This window comes from Sediminicola sp. 1XM1-17 (genome assembly GCF_037203765.1).
In the GTDB taxonomy this organism is placed as follows: Bacteria; Bacteroidota; Bacteroidia; order Flavobacteriales; family Flavobacteriaceae; genus Sediminicola.
The window spans coordinates 24639-41955 of the sequence record NZ_JBBCAS010000012.1 but is presented as its reverse complement, the minus strand read 5'-3'; the positions used below and the strand labels follow the sequence as shown (position 1 = coordinate 41955).

The following is a 17317-nucleotide window of genomic DNA, read 5'->3' as shown; positions in this document are numbered from 1 at the left end:
CATCGGGTTCGGAATATCTATAAATTACAAAAACTTTAGGATTGTAAAAATAGGTTGACAAAGAAAGTACACCTTTTGGTCAACCTAAAATTCGCGGGCCCTTAGGTTATTGGCATATTACCTATGAGCTACGTCAGAAAAAATAGGGAATAAAAATTCTACCTTGTTCATGCCATAACTTAATAGGAATTCGGAAGGTATGCAACATGAAAAGGAAGTCGTAGGGCTAAAGAAGCAACTCGGAACCATTCAAATTCTATTGTATGGGGTGGGAACTATGCTTGGGGCGGGCATCTATGTTTTGGTGGGTAAAGTAGCCGGCTATGCAGGCACACTGGCTCCGCTTTCTTTTCTTATTGCCGGCGTTTTGGCAGGATTGACAGCGTACTCATACTCCTTGCTTACCCCGCGATTTCCCAAAAGTGGAGGAGAAATAGTCTATGTGGATAAGGCCTTCAAATCAAAGCGTTTGGCCACTTTGGTGGGTTGGGGCGTTATTTTTACGGGGTTTATTTCAGCTGCGGCCATTATCAAAGGGTTTGTGGGGTATTTGGACGTGTTTATAGAAATACCCGACGCATTGGTCATTATGGTCAGTATGACCCTCTTGTGTTTGCTGGCCATTTGGGGTATTGGGGAATCGTTGAATGTGATCGGGTTGATCACCTTGGTAGAAATAGGGGGACTCCTTTTTGTCATTTTTGTGGCGGGGATAGATCTGGAGCAGTTCGCTGCACAGTTTTCCCAAATGTTCGTTGAGGCCCGTGGTTATGATGTATTTGCCGTATTCCAGGGTGCATTCCTGGCGTTCTATGCATTTGTGGGCTTTGAGGATTTGGCGAACGTGGCCGAGGAGGCCAAGAGCCCAAAAAAGAGCATGCCAGTAGCTATAATGGGCAGTTTGTTCATAGCATTGTTCCTGTATGTGGCTGTGGCCGTAGTAGCCGTCTTGGCACTGCCCCTAAACGAACTTTCAACTACCAATGCCCCACTGGCGGACATCATAGCCAATAAAGGGGAAAATTATACCTATATCATAAGCCTTATAAGCTTGGTGGCAGTTTTGAATGGAGTTTTGGCCCAGGTGATCATGGGTTCCCGGGTGCTCTATGGAATGGCAGGCCAGCACAGCGCACCCCAAGTATTCCATCGGGTACACAAGAAGTATCGAACTCCCGTACTGGCAACCTTGGTGATTGCTCTGGGGATTGTTGTTTTGGCCATTTTTTTTCCCATCGTCCAACTGGCCAATGCTACCAGCTATGTGATCATCAGCGTATTTGCACTTGTAAACCTCTCGCAAACCAAGATGGCCATTAAGGATATGGGCTTGAAGCAGAGTTGGCGGAATCGAAGGTTTCTGCTGCCGTTGTCCGCTGCTGTACTTTGCGTGGTTTTTATTTTGTACAAAGTACTGGCGGTACTTTGAATGCGGGGTCATGAACATATAGATGCTGTGGGCGATCCTAGATTGAATTGAACTTACCACTGTGAAGTTCACCCGTCCGTGTCGACTTCCATTTTTTATTTAGCTGTGGATAGCCTTAGGCCATTAGCGCAAAATTCTATTGGGCTCCGGGCTGTCCTAATAAATATCAAAAAAAAAGAACCCCACCAAAAGGCAGGGTTCTTACATGTTTTATTGGTGTGGTTTAATTGCCTTCACTCAAAGAAAAACTCCCATCGCCCTTAAAATTGGTCAATTCAATGGTCACGGTCCAAATTCCTGATGTTCCGGATGAGGTTACCCCATCAATAGAATCTGGTTCTGTAGCACCATTTATGGTCCGATCAAGTACTACGGATCCTTCAGAATCCGCTACGATCATTCTAAATACACCTGCTGAGGTAGCAGTGATATCGGCACTGTAATCAGCTGTTCTAAGGTTGTTGTTCCAAATAAAAGAACGCTTGGCTGAGCCTCCGTTTCCTGTAAAACTCGCATCAATATCTCCATTGAAATCTGATCGATCTCCCTCAAGAACGGTCCCGTTAACAGTAACGTTTACAAAGGAATCATCGTCCTTGCTGCAACTTGTAAACAATACTACCATCACTGTAAGGGCAAGCGACTTTATAATCTTAAAATTTTTCATAATACGATATTTTGATTACTACCCAAACGATTGGAGTATGGAATTATTGTCAATTTTGTGGTATTAAAAATTCAATTGCGCTTGTAACCTCAATAAGTTCCCTTCCTGTAAGTTGTCAGGTTTTGTAAAATCCTCGTACCTTCTTTTTGAAATGGTATAATTTGCAACTAATTCAAAGTTTTTTAAAGGCTGCCATTCAAAACCAATTTCAAAATCGTTGACATTATAACTTCTAGCATCCCTTTCGTGCTTCTTGCCACCATCATAATACTGGTATTTTGCAAAGGGAATCAAGGTCTGTTCATTGAAATCCAATTTATACATGAACTGGGCGTAACCACCTTCCAAATTGGAGTTTTCTATGGTAGAAGTCGCAGTATTGAATTCTGGCCCCTTTCCAATATTGTATTCCGTTTGAAATCCAAATGGTTTTGGGTAAATAATAAAAGATGCGGCTATTCTTTGATCTAAATAATTTAAATCTTCATTGGCATTTAGGACACCGGTACTTAAATTGGCTTTTGAAAGTACATATTGACCTGTATACCCTTGTAATCCGGCTTCAAGGATTTGATTTTTTACCTTAAAAGGATAGGTAACTCTGGCCACAACATGGGGTTTGTTGTTTGCTTCAGGATTGTTGGCAGCTTGTCCATTGAACGCACCGAAGCCAAATACCCCATAATCCCCACTTCCTTTTAGACCTGATCGTACAAGATCAGAAAACAGTTCTCTATATTTTTTAGGTGCCCAATAAAAGAAAATACCCAAATCCCTTTCGTTGGCAAAGGCACTGTTTAATGCATCATTACGATCTAAAGCGATCCTATTCTGACTCGATTGCATATTTTCAAATCCGTATGGAATTTTACTCTGTCCAATTCTAAATCTATATTCATTGTCCTTGTCCAAACCTATATCAAAATAAGCATCCCTAAGTTGTGCAAAATGTAACCTGTCCGAACTTGCACTACTGGCAAGGTCTGGTTGTACATAAAAGTAAACCCGATTGCTAATTTGCCCATATAGGATGACACGCATACGTCTAAGAAAAAATCCGCCATCCTTGCCCCAGGATCTATCGCACTGTTCACAACCTAAGTTCTCGTTTGTTTCAAGGAGTCTGTTGTACCTCACTTGGGTGTAGCCTCTCAACGAGATGCTTTCATACCATTTCTTATCGATTTTGGCCGGCAAAATTTTATTTTCAATGGTAGTTTTTAATGTATCTGTTTGGCCATTTGAATTCAATGCCAATAAGATGATCAGTAATGCAGTAATACGATATTTGAATTTCATGATTATTTTATCTTTTTAAAATTGGGCGAATATAGTTCGCAATTTGAATTTCCAATATTAAGTTAATGTTATGTTTTATCGCCCTATTAGACAGGTGTTTGGGGGTGGTTTTACATGCGATTATTAGGTCGGTCATAGGGTGTTGAGATGGGATTTTGAACCGAAAAAGATCTTGGAATATATCAGGAATACCTATAAATACCTTAAGATTTGTATTCCTATAGCACTGCAGAATTTAGCTGCTGCCGGTACATATATTCTAACCTAGGCTTTGTAACTTTATAGGAAATGTTTTTGCCTTTTATGATGATTTAATAATGCGGAATGAACCATGGAAGTATTAAGATGAAAAAAGTTGCGGGGTCCAAAAGAAAAAAAGAGCCATGGCCAACCAAAAAGGTTATGGAGCAGATCTATCAAATGAAACTTTGGGGAGGCAATTCGGCAAATTTTTATTCAGGGGAAGGTTCGCATCTTCCCGATCTGGTAAATCCATATATTGATGTTTTAACATCGTTTCTAAGGTCTTTTGATAGTCCACTCACAGTATGTGATTTAGGTTGTGGCGATTTTAATGTGGGCAAAGAATTGGTAAAGTATTCCAAGCAGTATGTAGCGGTGGATATTGTACCGGAGCTTATTGTACGCAACAAAGAAACCTTTAAAGACGATAACTTGGAATTCCATTGTTTGGATATTGCAAAAGACGAACTGCCTGCAGGGGATGTTGCTATAGTAAGACAAGTGCTCCAACATCTATCCAATGCCGAAATACAGAGTATTCTGCTGAAGTTGACCAATTTTAAATATGCCATTGTCACGGAACATGTGCCTGAAGGGATTTTTGTGCCCAATAAGGATATTATTTCGGGACAGGGTATTAGAATTAAAAAGCAAAGTGGCGTGGACCTTTTGGCCCCACCGTTTAATTTTGAGGTACAAGATGTGAAAGAATTGTTGCTCCTGAAGTTAAACGACGGAATAGGGGTGGTTGTGACCACGCTGTATCACATTTTTTAGGCTTTAACTATATTGATATCTGTGCCAATAAATGTATGTTTTCATCTGTTGGGCCAAGCAACCGTAGATGGGGTTTTTGTTGGACCATACATATTCAAGTTTGGTTACCATAAGTGAAATTTTTAAATCATATGAGTCAACCCAAAACTTTATTTTAACATAGCTTGCAGAACTGATCTCTTAGATGTATCCGTACCGTTGCCTTAGCCTACAATTGTCCGATATTTTCGGTGCAATAAAATAAATTCACTTGTTTACGCATCCTAAAAAAAACCACTCTATGTTAGAGAAAATTACTCATTTTCATTACCCAAAAAAAATCTGGCCGGCGTTCCTTGCCCTGTTGCTTATATGTCCTATTATGGCGCAGGAAAAGCCGGAACTTAAACTTGGGGGAGCGCTGCGCTTTAACTATAATTTATCCTCTTGGAAAGAAGGGCAGAAAAAACGAGGGGGTGATTTTGGATATGATATGTTCAGGGTCAATGCCGAAGCTGCTTACAAAGAAGTATTTCTGAATGTAGAATACAGATTGTATTCTGAAGCTTTTGGAGGTGGTTTTTTAAAGCAGGGTTGGGTAGGGTACAAATTCAATGAAATGGATCAGATACACCTGGGGTTAACACAGGTCCCTTTCGGAATTCAACAGTACAATTCCCACAACTGGTTTTTCAATCTGACATATTACGTAGGATTGGAAGATGACCATGATATGGGAATAAAATACATGCACTCCGGTGAGAAATTTGAATATCAACTGGCCTTCTTCAAGAATGCAGAAGAATTGAGATTTGGAAACAATACAGAAACTTCCCCCAATAGGTATTCTTATGATATTACTGGCAGGAACAAAGAAGTTAACCAATTCAACGGCAAGTTATTGTACAAATTCGGAAAGGAAGCTTCAAATAGATTAGGGGTTTCCCTGCAATATGGCGGACTGTATAACCTGGATACCCAAGAAATGGGGAATCACAGTGCATTTGCGGCCCATTATGAAATATATCAAGGGAAATGGAATGGAAAGGCACAGCTTCTTACTGGCACACATAACCCCGAAAATGCCGAAGGGGAATCTAAAGATATTGTGATGATGGCCGCTTATGGCGTACCTTATGAAGTGGCTGCAGATTTTAATATGTATTCTTTGGCAGTCTCTAGAGATGTGCCCGTTTCCTGGGGACCTATTTCCAATCTACAGTTTTACAATGATTTTGCCTTTATGCAGAAAAAAGCGTCCGGATTTAATGATTCCCTTATGAATGTAACGGGTGTTTTGGTTACTGCGGGAAATGTATATACCTATATTGACTATGCTGCCGGGTACAATCATTCTTGGTTGGGCGGAAATTTTGTGGATGATTTTTCTGTAGGGAACCCAGATGCCAAATGGGAGGCGAGGTTCAATATAAATATAGGCTACTATTTTTAGAGTAGATACCATACAGAGCGTTTTGGATGCACATAGAAATGAATTACATTAAAAACAATATATTTTATGGCTAAGAAAATTATAAGAAGTGATGAGCGGAAATCCATTTTTGGATTGGATGTGAATGGACCTGTATTTTTTACATCGGCTATCATCATTATCATCATTATTGCGTTAACGCTGATGTTCAAAGACCACGCAGAGCAGTACTTTACTGCCACCCAAGATTTTGTGGCAGACAAGGCGGGTTGGTTCTATATATTGAGCGTTAATGTTTTTCTCATATTTATGGTCTATCTGGCCCTGAGTAAATTTGGGCAGTTGCGGATCGGGGGACAAAATGCCAAACCCGAATTTAAAACCTTATCGTGGTTTGCCATGCTTTTTAGTGCAGGAATGGGAATCGGACTGTTGTTCTGGAGTATTTCAGAACCTATTTATCACTTCCTGAGTCCGCCCATGGCAGAAGGCGGAACTGCCGAGGCAGCAAAGGAAGCCATGAAATTTACCTTCCTGCACTGGGGGTTCCATGCCTGGGCCGTCTACGCCTTGGTAGGATTGTCCCTGGCATATTTTACATATTCCCGAGGTCTACCATTGACCATCAGGTCTATTTTTTACCCGTTTTTAGGAGATAAGATTTATGGAAAAATAGGGGATGCCATTGACATCTTCGCAGTGCTTGCAACGCTGTTCGGTCTAGCTACTTCCTTGGGTATGGGCGTTCAGCAAATTGCCGCGGGATTAAACCACCTCTTCGGAATTGATAGCGGTGTACAAACGCAAGTTATGCTGATAGCCGGAATAAGTGCTATAGCTACCGTATCCGTTGTTTTGGGTGTGGATAAGGGCGTTAGGGTACTGAGTGAATGGAATATGAGGATAGCAGTATTGTTCCTTATTGTGGTATTGATCTTGGGGCCAACCATATTCGTCTTTAAATCGTTTGTTCAAAATACGGGAAATTATCTATCAGGTTTTCTTGAAATTGCCACCTGGACAGAAAGTTATACGGGTACCGATTGGCAAAATGCATGGACTGTTTTTTACTGGGGATGGTGGATCGCCTGGTCTCCTTTTGTTGGAATGTTCATTGCCCGTATATCAAAAGGCCGAACCTTGAGGGAATTTATTCTGGGGGTTTTGTTAGTGCCCTCCATTGTGACATTTTTTTGGATCTCCGCTTTTGGAAGTTCATCCTTACAACAGGCACTTCTTGGAAATGAGTCCATAATAAATGCGGTAAATGATAATGTAGCTACGGCACTCTTTGTGTTTTTGGAAGACTATCCTTTTGCATTCGTTCTTAATATTATCGCTATTATTCTAATATCAGGATTCTTTATAACTTCTTCTGATTCTGGATCCTTGGTGATCGATAATCTAACATCGGGCGGAAAAATTGATGCACCTGTAGGCCAAAGAATTTTCTGGGCGCTTTCGGAAGGTGCTGTTGCGGCGGTACTTCTTATAGGCGGGGGACTACAGGCACTGCAAACGGCGACCATAGTCACAGGATTGCCTTTTGCAATGATTTTGATAGTTATGTGCTTCTCCCTTTACAAAGGCTTAAGGGAAGATCTAGGCAAACTCAAGAAGCGGGAGTCCCAAAAGGAATTGGAAAATTATGAGGAAATAGTATCTGAAATCGTTAAAAAGCGAAATATCAAATCGGAAAACAACATTAAAAAGCACCAAGAATGAATAGCATAAAGAACATATTGGTCGCCTTGGATCTTTCGGATATCGATGGTACTTTGATAGCGTACGCATCTTTTATTGCGGAAACCCTTAAGGCCGAAAAAGTATACTTTGTACATAATATTAAAAAATACGAGATCTCAGAATTATTTGAGGAACAGTTGCGAGACCTTAATCTCGACGAATTGATAGGTGATGAGCTGAATGAAAAGGTAACTGAAAAATTTACCGCTACGGTACCTTGGGAAGTACTGATATCAGAAGACCCATATTCTGAATCCCTGATCAATTATATTGTCAATAAGTATGAAGTACAGCTGGCTTTGATCGGAAAAAAGAACAAGGATAAAGGAACTGGTATCGTCAGTGGAAAATTATTACGTCTGCTAAAATGCAATATACTATCCATTCCGGAAGGTGCCCAACCGGCCATTACCAATATTTGGGCGGGAACAGATTTTTCAAGTGCCTCCCATAAGGTTTTCGAAGTGGCTGAAAATCTACAAAGGGCAACAATGGCCACTGTAAAAGCGGTACATGTTTATAATGTGCCAGTTCAATTTTCCCCCTACATACCTAAGGAACATTTGGATTTGAAAATAGAAAATCATTTAAAGGAAAAATATGAGAAGTACATTAAGAAGATAGGGTTCAAGGGGCAATTGACTTCAGAAATAATTCCTGGAAGAGATAGTGGCGTAGCGGAAAAACTGCGTATCAAAGCCAAAACATCAAAAATAGATCTCCTTATTGTGGCAGACAAAGGAAGAAACACCTTTTCATCCTTATTGGTGGGAAGTGTTACAGAGGAGCTTTTTAATCAGGAATCGGACGTCCCTTTATGGATTGTGAAGTAGTGGTTTTGAACGAGATACAATGCCTCGATGAACTATAGTGGTTCCATTACTCCAGCATGGTAGAAATTTTGTGGTAAGTACCATGGTTATCATAGGTTGGCGTTACTTTAATTGAAGATGTTTTTGGATCTCGATGATGGTGCAAATAGCACTGAACATTGTTTGGAAGCCGTGGTTACCCATTCCATTTTAATGGCTTTGGTGTGCACGTCTGTTACTGTGCGCTACGTAAAATCTTTTCCATTTTCCTGCCCTTGGCAAGTTCGTCCACCAACTTGTCCAGATACCTCACTTGTCTTGTTACGGGGTTTTCAATGTCCTCTATCCGATAGCCACATATCACCCCCTTGATCAGGTTGGCGTTAGGGTTCATTTGAGCCTTTGCAAAAAAGGTCTCAAAGGTCACTTTTTCTTCGATCAGTTCTTGTAGTTTTTTGTCATCAAAGCCCGTTAGCCATTCAATTACCTCATGTAATTCTTCAACGGTTCGGTCTTTACGCTCCACTTTGTTGATATAGTGTGGATAGACCGAAGCAAAGGTCATTTTTGCCATACGCTCATCATGTTCTGGTGTGGTTTTCATACTATTCCAAGGTTTGTATGTTAATAATCAGGGATGTTAAGACCCAAAAAAATATCGCGATGGGCTGTTAATATCCCGTCCTTTTCTTCAAAAGTTACAATGCCAGGCCCTCCTCTATTGTCAAGATCTTCCTTTTCTTTTTCCCTCAATATGGGGTCATCACTGAACAAATAATTATCCACATAATACGGATTTTTATCTGCTTCCTTAATGTAGAGATGAATATGTGCAGGTTCCCGACCATCGGGATAGGGTGCAGGTCTAAAGGTGTAGAATGTGTATCTACCATCAGTACCTGTTTTCATCCATCCGCGGAATTTCCCGTGCCTTTTCTCCCATCCAACTGGATTAATGCTAGGTTCATAAATGCCAGCTCGACTAGTCTGGTAGACATATAATATTACATTGTCGGCCGGTGTTTTACCATCTGGTTTTAAAACCGTACCTGTGATTTTTATTTTGGGATCAGTGTTTTTAAAACCTTCCAAGGTATCAATGGGTGTAGGATCTATTTTCAATACCTGATAGTCCAAGGCTGCCTCACAATCCTCACATGGTCCTCCAACTTTTTGATTTTTAGTAGTCTCATCAGATTGTCCCTTGCAAGAACCCATACTCAACAGCACAAATAATAGTCCGATACAAGTCTTCATCATTTAGGTATTTTAAAATATCATAACATATAAACCAAGATTCCTTCGATGTTAAATGATGTAATTCCGAAAGATTTTGTGTTTAACCGTTTTTCAAGTTACAAAAACTTTTGGTTTGTGGTAAACGGATCTAGGGCCGTGGTCGGGCCTTCATGACCTAGCTTCTCCATAGTGAAATACGCATAGGCCAGCAGAGGATCAGCTACAATGAATAGTCAGAAGTCCAGTGGTTTTACTGGACCGTTACAGCTGAATTACAAGGATTTTTTATGTTTAATAGGATGGAATATAGATGTTAAAGGTGGCGCCTTCGTTCAGTTCCCCCTTGGCAGTGATATAACCATTGTGGTTTTCCACAATTTTCTTTACTATGGCAAGTCCAATACCTGTTCCGTTATATTGATCTTTTCCGTGCAATCGTTGGAATACCTCAAATATTTTTTCGCTGTATTCCTGTTCAAAACCAATACCGTTATCTTTGATCTGGATATGACAATATTCCATTTCTTCGGATAGCTTTTCCAAATTGAATTCTGATCCTTTTCCTAATTTACACTGAATGGTAATGATCGGTGATTTCTTTGGATGTTTAAACTTTAGGGTGTTGCTCAGCAGGTTGAAAATCAGTTGTCTGAACTGAAACGGAATTATCTTGACCTCACAAATCTCATCCAGTTCAATGGTGGCATTGTTTTGCTGAAGCTCTTCTTTGAGGTCCTCCTTGACCAGTTCGATGACTTGTTTTAGGTTTATGATCTCATAACTTCTATCCTCTGGATTGGTTCGTGAATAGGCCAGTAAATCCTGAATAAGGTGTTGCATTCTATTGGCGGCCTTTTGCATTCTATGAAATTTGTCTTTACCATTTTCGGTCAGGTTTTGAGACTCTCTCTCGACGATTTGGGTTGCAAAGATCTGGATCTTTCGCAACGGTTCCTGTAAATCGTGGCTGGAGATGTAGGCAAAGGCTTGCAGCTCCTTGTTCATTTTTTCAAGATCTATGTTTTTTTGGTTTAGCTCTTTTGTCCTTTCATAAACTTGCTTTTCCAGTTCATTGGTGAACATTTTCTGCTCTTGAATATCGGTGCTAGTGCCAACCCACATAGTAATTTCACCGTTCTTGTCTTGTTGTGGTAATGCCCTACTTATATGCCATCTATATTGGCCATCAGATTTGCGGTATCTATGTTCCAACAAAAAATCTTTTCCAGTTTTAATGGAACTCAACCATTCTTTTCTGAACATATCTTGGTCATCAGGATGTACAATCTGCAACCAGCCGTCTCCCATTAGTTCATCTGACGAGAGTCCAGAATATTCAAAAATCGATTTATTGAAATAATTGAGGTTACCGTTAGGTTCTGAGGTCCAGATGTGTTGTGCCATGGAATCTGCCAGAAGTCGAAACTTTTGTTCCCTTTCAAGTAACTGATTATGAAAGTTTTTCTCTTCCGTAATATCGCGCATGGTGCCTATGACACGTTCTGGCCCGTTATGCTTGTCAAAAAACACTTTTCCTCTCGATTCTACCCAATGGATAGAATGATCACTCCATATTATTCTTCCTTGGTACTGTAATACACCTGTTTTGAAAGATTTTTCTATCGCATTTTTTCGTACGATCAGGTCATCGGGGTGAAAAAAGGCTGAAGTATCCAAATGTGCTGCATGCTCATTTTCAAAAACTCCAAAAATTTCTTGGCAGCGTTTGGAAGTGTTGATCTTGTCGGTCTTTACATGATATTCCCAGACGCCAAGTTCACTGGCGTTGATAATTATATTAAGCCTTTCCTCGTTCTCTTCAATTTTTCGAAAAGCACTAATAATGTCCTCTTCGGCTTTTTTACGTTCGGTTATGTCGCGTGCAATGGCGAACATTAGGAGGGTACCATCCTTACGGACACTACCCATACTTATTTCTACGGGATAAATAAGGCCCTCTTTGTTTTTGTGAAGGGTTTCAAAAGGGGGAATGCTTTTTACTTGTGACTGTTTAAATAATTCATGAAATTTTTCATCATCATAAATAACGTCCACATCAGGAACCTTCAACTGCTTGATTTCCTGTTCGGTATATCCCCATTTTTGAAGTGCCATTTCATTGAGATATACAAAATGTCCGTCCTCATCCATCAAGATGAAGGGGTCACCCGCAGTATCTGCCATAAACTTGAAAAGTTTGATCTCTTCCAAGGCAGCCTCTACTTTTTGTTTTGCTTCGTTCAATTCGGTAACCTCTGCAGCTGTGTTCATCACGCCATAGACGGTTCCGGAAGCATCAAATAATGGGGTAAAACTGTAATTGAAATAGTGGGATTTTAATTTTCCTTGTATAGTGAGGTTCACTTTCTGATTTTTGGCATGAAAGGGAATTCCTGTCGCCAACACCTCTCTTACTTGTTCAAAAATTTGTTGGCCCTCCAGTTCGGGTAGGATATCGGTGTATAATTTACCTATGACATCGTTCCCCTTCCCCCATACATCCATTATGGATTGGTTGGCCAAGGTGATACGCAATTCAGTACCTGTATACACAGCAATGGGAAAAGGTGCACTTTCTACCAAAGTAAGGATACTACGCTCTTTCTCTTCAACTTTTTGGCGGGCAATCACCTCTTCGGTAACATCCTCCACAGTTCCGTTTAAGCGATAGGCAATTTTATTTTCATTGAACCAAGCCCTCCCTTTGGCATTTAGGATTATTTCTTTTTTGGAAATCGGATTTATAATAGTGTATTCTATATCGTAGTTGCCTCCCAAGGAGTAATCCAGGGCTTTTTCAATGGCATTTGAAACGCGTTCCTTATCCGATTCCACTATGGCATCTGTGGCATGGGAAAGTTCAATTTGCTCTTCTGGTGGCAACCCAAACCATTTTTTCAACCTGTTATTGGCAGAGAAGTTATTGGTGAGGGGATTAAAATCAAAGGTACCCAGTTGTGCCGCTTCAACGGCAAAATGCAACTCATTTTCACTTTCTTTAAGTTCGACTTCAGCTTTCTTTTTATTGGTCGTTTCAATGACCGTTACCAATACGCCACCTACCTCTCCATTGTCTAGCCTGATGGGGCTGTAGGCAAAATCAAAATAACAATTCTCCACAAAACCATTTCTATCGAGCGGCAACATGAAATCAGGGAAACCAACGGGTATGCCCTCCATTACGCCATCGAACATGGATCCAATGATATGCCAAATTTCCGAAAAAGTCTTTCTAGTACTGATTCCCAAAGCATTTGGGTGTTTTGTTTGGCCCAAAATAGGGCGGTAGCCATCATTGTATATTTGGGTGTATTCCTTGCCCCAGGCAATATACATGCCGAATGGGTTGTCCAACATCACAGAAACCATGGTCTGTAGGCTATGGGGCCAGTCCTTTGGATCACCCAATGGTGTATTGCCCCAATCTTTATTGCGAATGAGCTTTCCCATTTCTCCTCCGCCTTTCAAGAAATAATGTTCTGTGTTATTGCTTTTCATGAAACTGACTTTTTAGGGTTGAAGGATGAATTCAACTCTTTTTGGTTGTTGGAAATTATCCGAGGATGTTAGGGAAATGGCTTTCGAGATTACATTCTTCAAAGACGAGAACTCTCCCGGCTTCCGGATATAATAGTTGGCTCCTTTTTCATAAAGCAGATCCACTACTTCCATATTGAGTGAAGTTGAGTAAATTACAATGGGAATATGTTTCAATCCATCGATCATTTTTATTTCAGATAAGCATTCAATCCCTGATTTACGCGGCATGTTGAGATCCAGAAAAAGTGCGTTGGGCAAATTATTGGAGGTTGATGATAAAAATTGCATCAGTTGAACTCCGTCATTTACCGTAGATAGGGACACCTCTATTGAAAGCTCTTCCAACACCTCTTGAAATAAAAGACGATCGTCTTCATCGTCGTCAGCAAGTAGGATATTGTGTTTCATATTATTCATTGGGTAAAGTTAGAATTTAAATAATTTATACCATCGGTAACCTATTAAAATCTTAAAGATGTAAGGGTATGCATGATACATGCACAAACGAAATTGAAGACTTGGCATACGATTCACTAAATAGGTTTACTATGTGGCAATTTGTAGATAATTGTACAGTTCCCTAAGATAAATAAAGGAACGGAATGGATTAAACTTAATTTATGGGCAATCTACTTACACGTTGTAAGTGATTTCAAATGTTTTTATAGTCTATTCCTTGTTTTTTAAGATGAGGCCGAATTTAAAAAATAGGTCCAATTCCAATATCTGGCTTTGCATGGTCATGGGCTCGGAGCAAAAGTTTTGCGTTCGTACGTAAACAAATCTGTTGAAAACCCTTAATGACATGGGTCTTTCGCAGACTGCTTCACCTAGACTGATAAATATCATAGTTGTCTTCTTATTAAAAAAATATATTTCAAATCTCAATTATTTTGATCATGAAACGTAGAATACTTTGTCCAACAGATTTTTCGAAAAATGCACAAAACGCCATTGAATATGCCATTGAACTATTCAAGAAGGAAACCTGTGAATTTTATATTCTGCATACTTATAAAATTGAGGCTTTTGCCATGGAGCTTTCTATCAATAGGGATCTGGAGGAATCCAGGAAAAATTCAATTGGCGGACTGAAAGTAACACTTGAGTGGCTCTCTGTAGACAAAGGTCCCGAAAACCATAAGTTCCACATGGTGTCGGAGTGCGGTGATTTAATGGACACTATGAAAACCATGATTGAAAAACAGGATATAGATTTGGTGGTCATGGGTACTAAAGGTTCTACGGATTCGAGATTGGAAATCTATGGGAGCCAGACCGTATTGGCCATGGAAGAAATCAGAAACTGCCCGGTTCTGGCCATCCCTTCACAGGCGGTCTTTACGGAGATAAAGGAAATTGTTTTTCCCACCAACTACAAAACAACCTATAAAAGACGGGAATTTCAGTACTTGGTAGACATAGCAAAAATCTCCAATTCGTCCATTGCAGTGGTGCATGTCCTCCATAAAAATGACAATTTGGACGCAGATCAAATATATAATCAAAACCTCTTGAAGGATTATTTTGAAGACTTGGATTTCGAATTCCACACCGTAAAAGACAAGGATGTACACAAAGGGATCAATTTGTTCATAGAAGGTCGTGGCAGCAACATGGTTGCCTTCTTCAATAAAAAGCACAGTTTCTTTGGAATGATTTTGTCCCGACCCATGGTGAAAAACCTAGGTTATCGCAGCACAATTCCAATTTTGGCACTGCATGACTATAGAAGATGACCACTAGAAATGTGATTAATATCATAGGATAAAATTCTACAGAAGAATATTTTTAAGACGCAAACCATAAATACAAGGCAATGAGAATTTTAATACCAACAGATTTCTCTGAATTATCAAAAGTGGCGGTCAAGTATGCCGTAGATTTTAGTAAGGATGTAGATGTATCCCTTATTTTACTGCACATATCGGACGTCAATGCACCTGGCATGGCCAGGGTCAGTTCCAAAAAACTTGGGGAGGCCATAAAGACCAGTACCGAAGCAGCCATGAAAGAATTGGTAGCGACCATCAAAAAGGAAAATAGCCATCAAATCAATATAAGCCATAAAATTGTTTATGGCACTTCCATAGCGAAAACCATTGAGACTACAGCTTTGGAGAACAATATCGATTTGATTTGTATAGGAACCAAAGGTGCCACTGGCTTAAAAAAGATCGTTTTTGGAAGTAATGCCGCCGCAATTATAGAACATAGTAGTATCCCGGTGCTCACCATTCCCGAATTGGCCGAATATAAAGGTATTGGCAATATTGCTTATTCCAGTGATCTGTACCATCTGGATAGAGAGTTGAAATTGATTCTTCCATATGCAAAACTAACAGACTCTTGGATAAGAATCCTCCATATAGATAAGGACAAAGAGGGTTTTGACGGAGACCTACATGAGAAGGAAAAGAGCTTGAGAAAGGATTTTGCTTATGAGAAAATAAAGTTCAATGAACTGAAGAGCGGCTCTGTGATAGAGGGCATCAACAAATTTGTCTCTGTCGTTGATGTGGATATGGTCATTATGTTTACCCACCATACTAACTTTTTGGAAAAGGTATTTAAAAAGAGTGTTACTCAAAATACAGCATTCCAAACCAGCATACCGTTACTGACCTTTCAAAAGGAAAAGTAGTAATAGCGACATGGAACAGGTGAGAGTGCCCATTTTTTTAAGGGCACTTTTTTCGATAAATAAAGGTAAAAATCAAAGTGGGACCCATGAATTTGATTGCAGGGCATGGTGGTGACGATCTGCGATATTCTTAAGTCTGTATCCCTCACAATATCAAGATTAAAGTTGAACAGGATAAAATGAAGACGTGCATTACTTAGACGAAAGCCATATCCTACTTTTTCTTGTGCAAGTCCTCGTTCTACTTGGATTTGCACGAACCCTAGGTGTACTTTGTGAGTCCATAAAGATTCCTGCCATAGCCGGCGAAATTCTAGCTGGCGTTCTTCTGGGCCCAACACTTCTTGGACGGATAGCTCCAGATCTACAAAACATGCTTTTTCCCCATAGTGAGCCCCAATATATCATGCTCGAAACCGTTTCATGGCTGGGGGTATTTTTTCTGTTGCTCTCCTCGGGGTTCCATGTCAATGTGGAACAAGCCCTGCGCAGCGGTCGCGCATCTGTCCTGATTGGTATTGTTGGGGTACTGTTCCCCATAGCCGTTGGTTATCCCGTGTTCCGTACATTGGATCCCATCTATTGGGGAGAAGCGGCGACCGGAATCTCATTTCCACTATTCTTGTCCGTAGCGGGTTCCATTACGGCCATTACTGTTGTGGCACGCGCTTTGGGTGATCTTGGAATCAACAAAACGCCAGAAGCTTCCCTTGCCCTCTCTGCCTGTGCCATCAATGATATTTTTGGATGGTTGTTGTTCACGGTGGTGATGTCCTTGGTAACGGCACAATCCATGAATGTGATAGATCTGGGAGGGAAGGCATTACTTGTCATTGTATTCATTGTTTTGAGTATTGCCGTTGGGGCCAAAATTTTGAATTTTGCTTTAAAGCGGGTGGAAGCTACTTCATTGCCCCAGCCCTCAGCGGCCCAGACCCTAATTGTCAGTGTTGGTCTACTGTGTGGAGCCATTACCCAGTGGTTGGGAATACATGCTATTTTAGGGTTCTTCCTTGCCGGAACCATGGCGGGGAGTGCCAGAAGGGTAACGGAGGACCTTAGAAACAGCGTTTCGGATACCCTGCACGCCATTTTTGTTCCCCTATTTTTTGCCACGCTTGGACTCAAAATAGATTTCTTGGTCGGATTGGAACTTTGGCCTACGGTTATTTTTTGTGCAGTAGCCATTCTGGGCAAATTTGCAGGTGCTTGGCTAGGGGCAAGGATGGGCAGGCAGTCGCAGCAGACCTCTGTTCTAATGGGCCTTATCTTTATTCCCGGGGGTGCCATGGAGATTGTGGTTGCCACCCTTGCCATTGAACTGGAACTTATAGGACAGGCAATCTTTGTGGCAATCGTTTTTTCGGCCCTTCTGTCTTCCATCATCGCCGGCCCTTTGATCGGGTTTCAAGTGCGTCGGTTGAGTATTGGCAAGTACCAAAAGGTTCCTAGTGGGTAGGGTTTGTGTATAAGTGGAATATGCCGAACAACGCATTTTAGGAGGTTTGAT

The 17317-nt window shown here is 40.6% G+C and carries 14 protein-coding genes; 8 read left to right on the top strand and 6 right to left on the bottom strand.

Translation table 11 applies throughout. The annotated features are described in order from the left end of the window. The first annotated feature begins 199 nt into the window (after window positions 1-199). Window positions 200-1429 carry an APC family permease gene (locus WAA86_RS14700; RefSeq protein WP_337301778.1) on the top strand — a complete coding sequence of 410 codons (1230 nt, stop codon included), beginning with the start codon at window positions 200-202 and terminating at the stop codon, window positions 1427-1429. A gap of 223 nt (window positions 1430-1652) precedes the next feature. Here the strand turns inward: WAA86_RS14700 and WAA86_RS14695 are convergent, their stop codons facing one another. Together WAA86_RS14695 and WAA86_RS14690 are read right to left on the bottom strand one after the other, a co-directional pair. Continuing rightward, on the bottom strand, window positions 1653-2096 hold the full coding sequence (locus tag WAA86_RS14695) for a hypothetical protein (RefSeq protein WP_337301777.1): 444 nt from the start codon (window positions 2094-2096) through the stop codon (window positions 1653-1655). 63 nt (window positions 2097-2159) lie between these two features. Continuing rightward, window positions 2160-3395, bottom strand: coding sequence for a porin (locus WAA86_RS14690; protein ID WP_337301776.1), 1236 nt, complete (start codon window positions 3393-3395; stop codon window positions 2160-2162). A gap of 324 nt (window positions 3396-3719) precedes the next feature. On the opposite strand from WAA86_RS14690, the gene WAA86_RS14685 reads away from it, so the two are divergent. From WAA86_RS14685 to WAA86_RS14670, 4 genes are all read left to right on the top strand, one after another. After that, on the top strand, window positions 3720-4415 hold the full coding sequence (locus WAA86_RS14685; protein WP_337301775.1) for a class I SAM-dependent methyltransferase: 696 nt from the start codon (window positions 3720-3722) through the stop codon (window positions 4413-4415). A 361-nt stretch (window positions 4416-4776) separates the two neighbouring features. Further along, window positions 4777-5847 (top strand): hypothetical protein, encoded by a 1071-nt coding sequence (locus WAA86_RS14680; protein WP_337301774.1) that lies wholly within the window; start codon window positions 4777-4779, stop codon window positions 5845-5847. A gap of 66 nt (window positions 5848-5913) precedes the next feature. Next, window positions 5914-7551 (top strand): BCCT family transporter, encoded by a 1638-nt coding sequence (locus WAA86_RS14675; protein WP_337301773.1) that lies wholly within the window; start codon window positions 5914-5916, stop codon window positions 7549-7551. Further along, the gene (locus WAA86_RS14670) at window positions 7548-8405 is read left to right on the top strand and encodes a universal stress protein (protein WP_337301772.1); all 858 of its coding nucleotides are present in this window, start codon (window positions 7548-7550) and stop codon (window positions 8403-8405) included. The genes WAA86_RS14675 and WAA86_RS14670 overlap by 4 nt, the downstream gene beginning before the upstream one ends. 214 nt (window positions 8406-8619) lie before the next feature. Here WAA86_RS14670 and WAA86_RS14665 read toward each other — a convergent pair whose 3' ends face one another. The 4 genes from WAA86_RS14665 to WAA86_RS14650 form a co-directional block, all read right to left on the bottom strand. Beyond that, a complete protein-coding gene (locus WAA86_RS14665) occupies window positions 8620-8988 on the bottom strand; it encodes a DUF2200 domain-containing protein (protein WP_337301771.1) in 369 nt (122 codons plus the stop codon). A 20-nt stretch (window positions 8989-9008) separates the two neighbouring features. After that, the gene (locus tag WAA86_RS14660) at window positions 9009-9644 is read right to left on the bottom strand and encodes an intradiol ring-cleavage dioxygenase (protein WP_337301770.1); all 636 of its coding nucleotides are present in this window, start codon (window positions 9642-9644) and stop codon (window positions 9009-9011) included. 270 nt (window positions 9645-9914) lie between these two features. Next, on the bottom strand, window positions 9915-13121 hold the full coding sequence (locus WAA86_RS14655; protein ID WP_337301769.1) for a PAS domain-containing sensor histidine kinase: 3207 nt from the start codon (window positions 13119-13121) through the stop codon (window positions 9915-9917). A 12-nt stretch (window positions 13122-13133) separates the two neighbouring features. Further along, window positions 13134-13571, bottom strand: coding sequence for a response regulator (locus WAA86_RS14650; protein WP_337301768.1), 438 nt, complete (start codon window positions 13569-13571; stop codon window positions 13134-13136). A gap of 491 nt (window positions 13572-14062) precedes the next feature. On the opposite strand from WAA86_RS14650, the gene WAA86_RS14645 reads away from it, so the two are divergent. The 3 genes from WAA86_RS14645 to WAA86_RS14635 all read left to right on the top strand — a co-directional run bounded on the left by WAA86_RS14645 (window position 14063) and on the right by WAA86_RS14635 (window position 17266). Next, the gene (locus WAA86_RS14645; protein ID WP_337301767.1) at window positions 14063-14902 is read left to right on the top strand and encodes a universal stress protein; all 840 of its coding nucleotides are present in this window, start codon (window positions 14063-14065) and stop codon (window positions 14900-14902) included. 80 nt (window positions 14903-14982) lie between these two features. Further along, window positions 14983-15807: a universal stress protein gene (locus WAA86_RS14640; protein WP_337301766.1), complete on the top strand. Its 825-nt coding sequence runs from the start codon at window positions 14983-14985 to the stop codon at window positions 15805-15807. A 187-nt stretch (window positions 15808-15994) separates the two neighbouring features. Next, window positions 15995-17266 (top strand): cation:proton antiporter, encoded by a 1272-nt coding sequence (locus WAA86_RS14635; protein ID WP_337301765.1) that lies wholly within the window; start codon window positions 15995-15997, stop codon window positions 17264-17266. Window positions 17267-17317 lie beyond the last annotated feature (51 nt).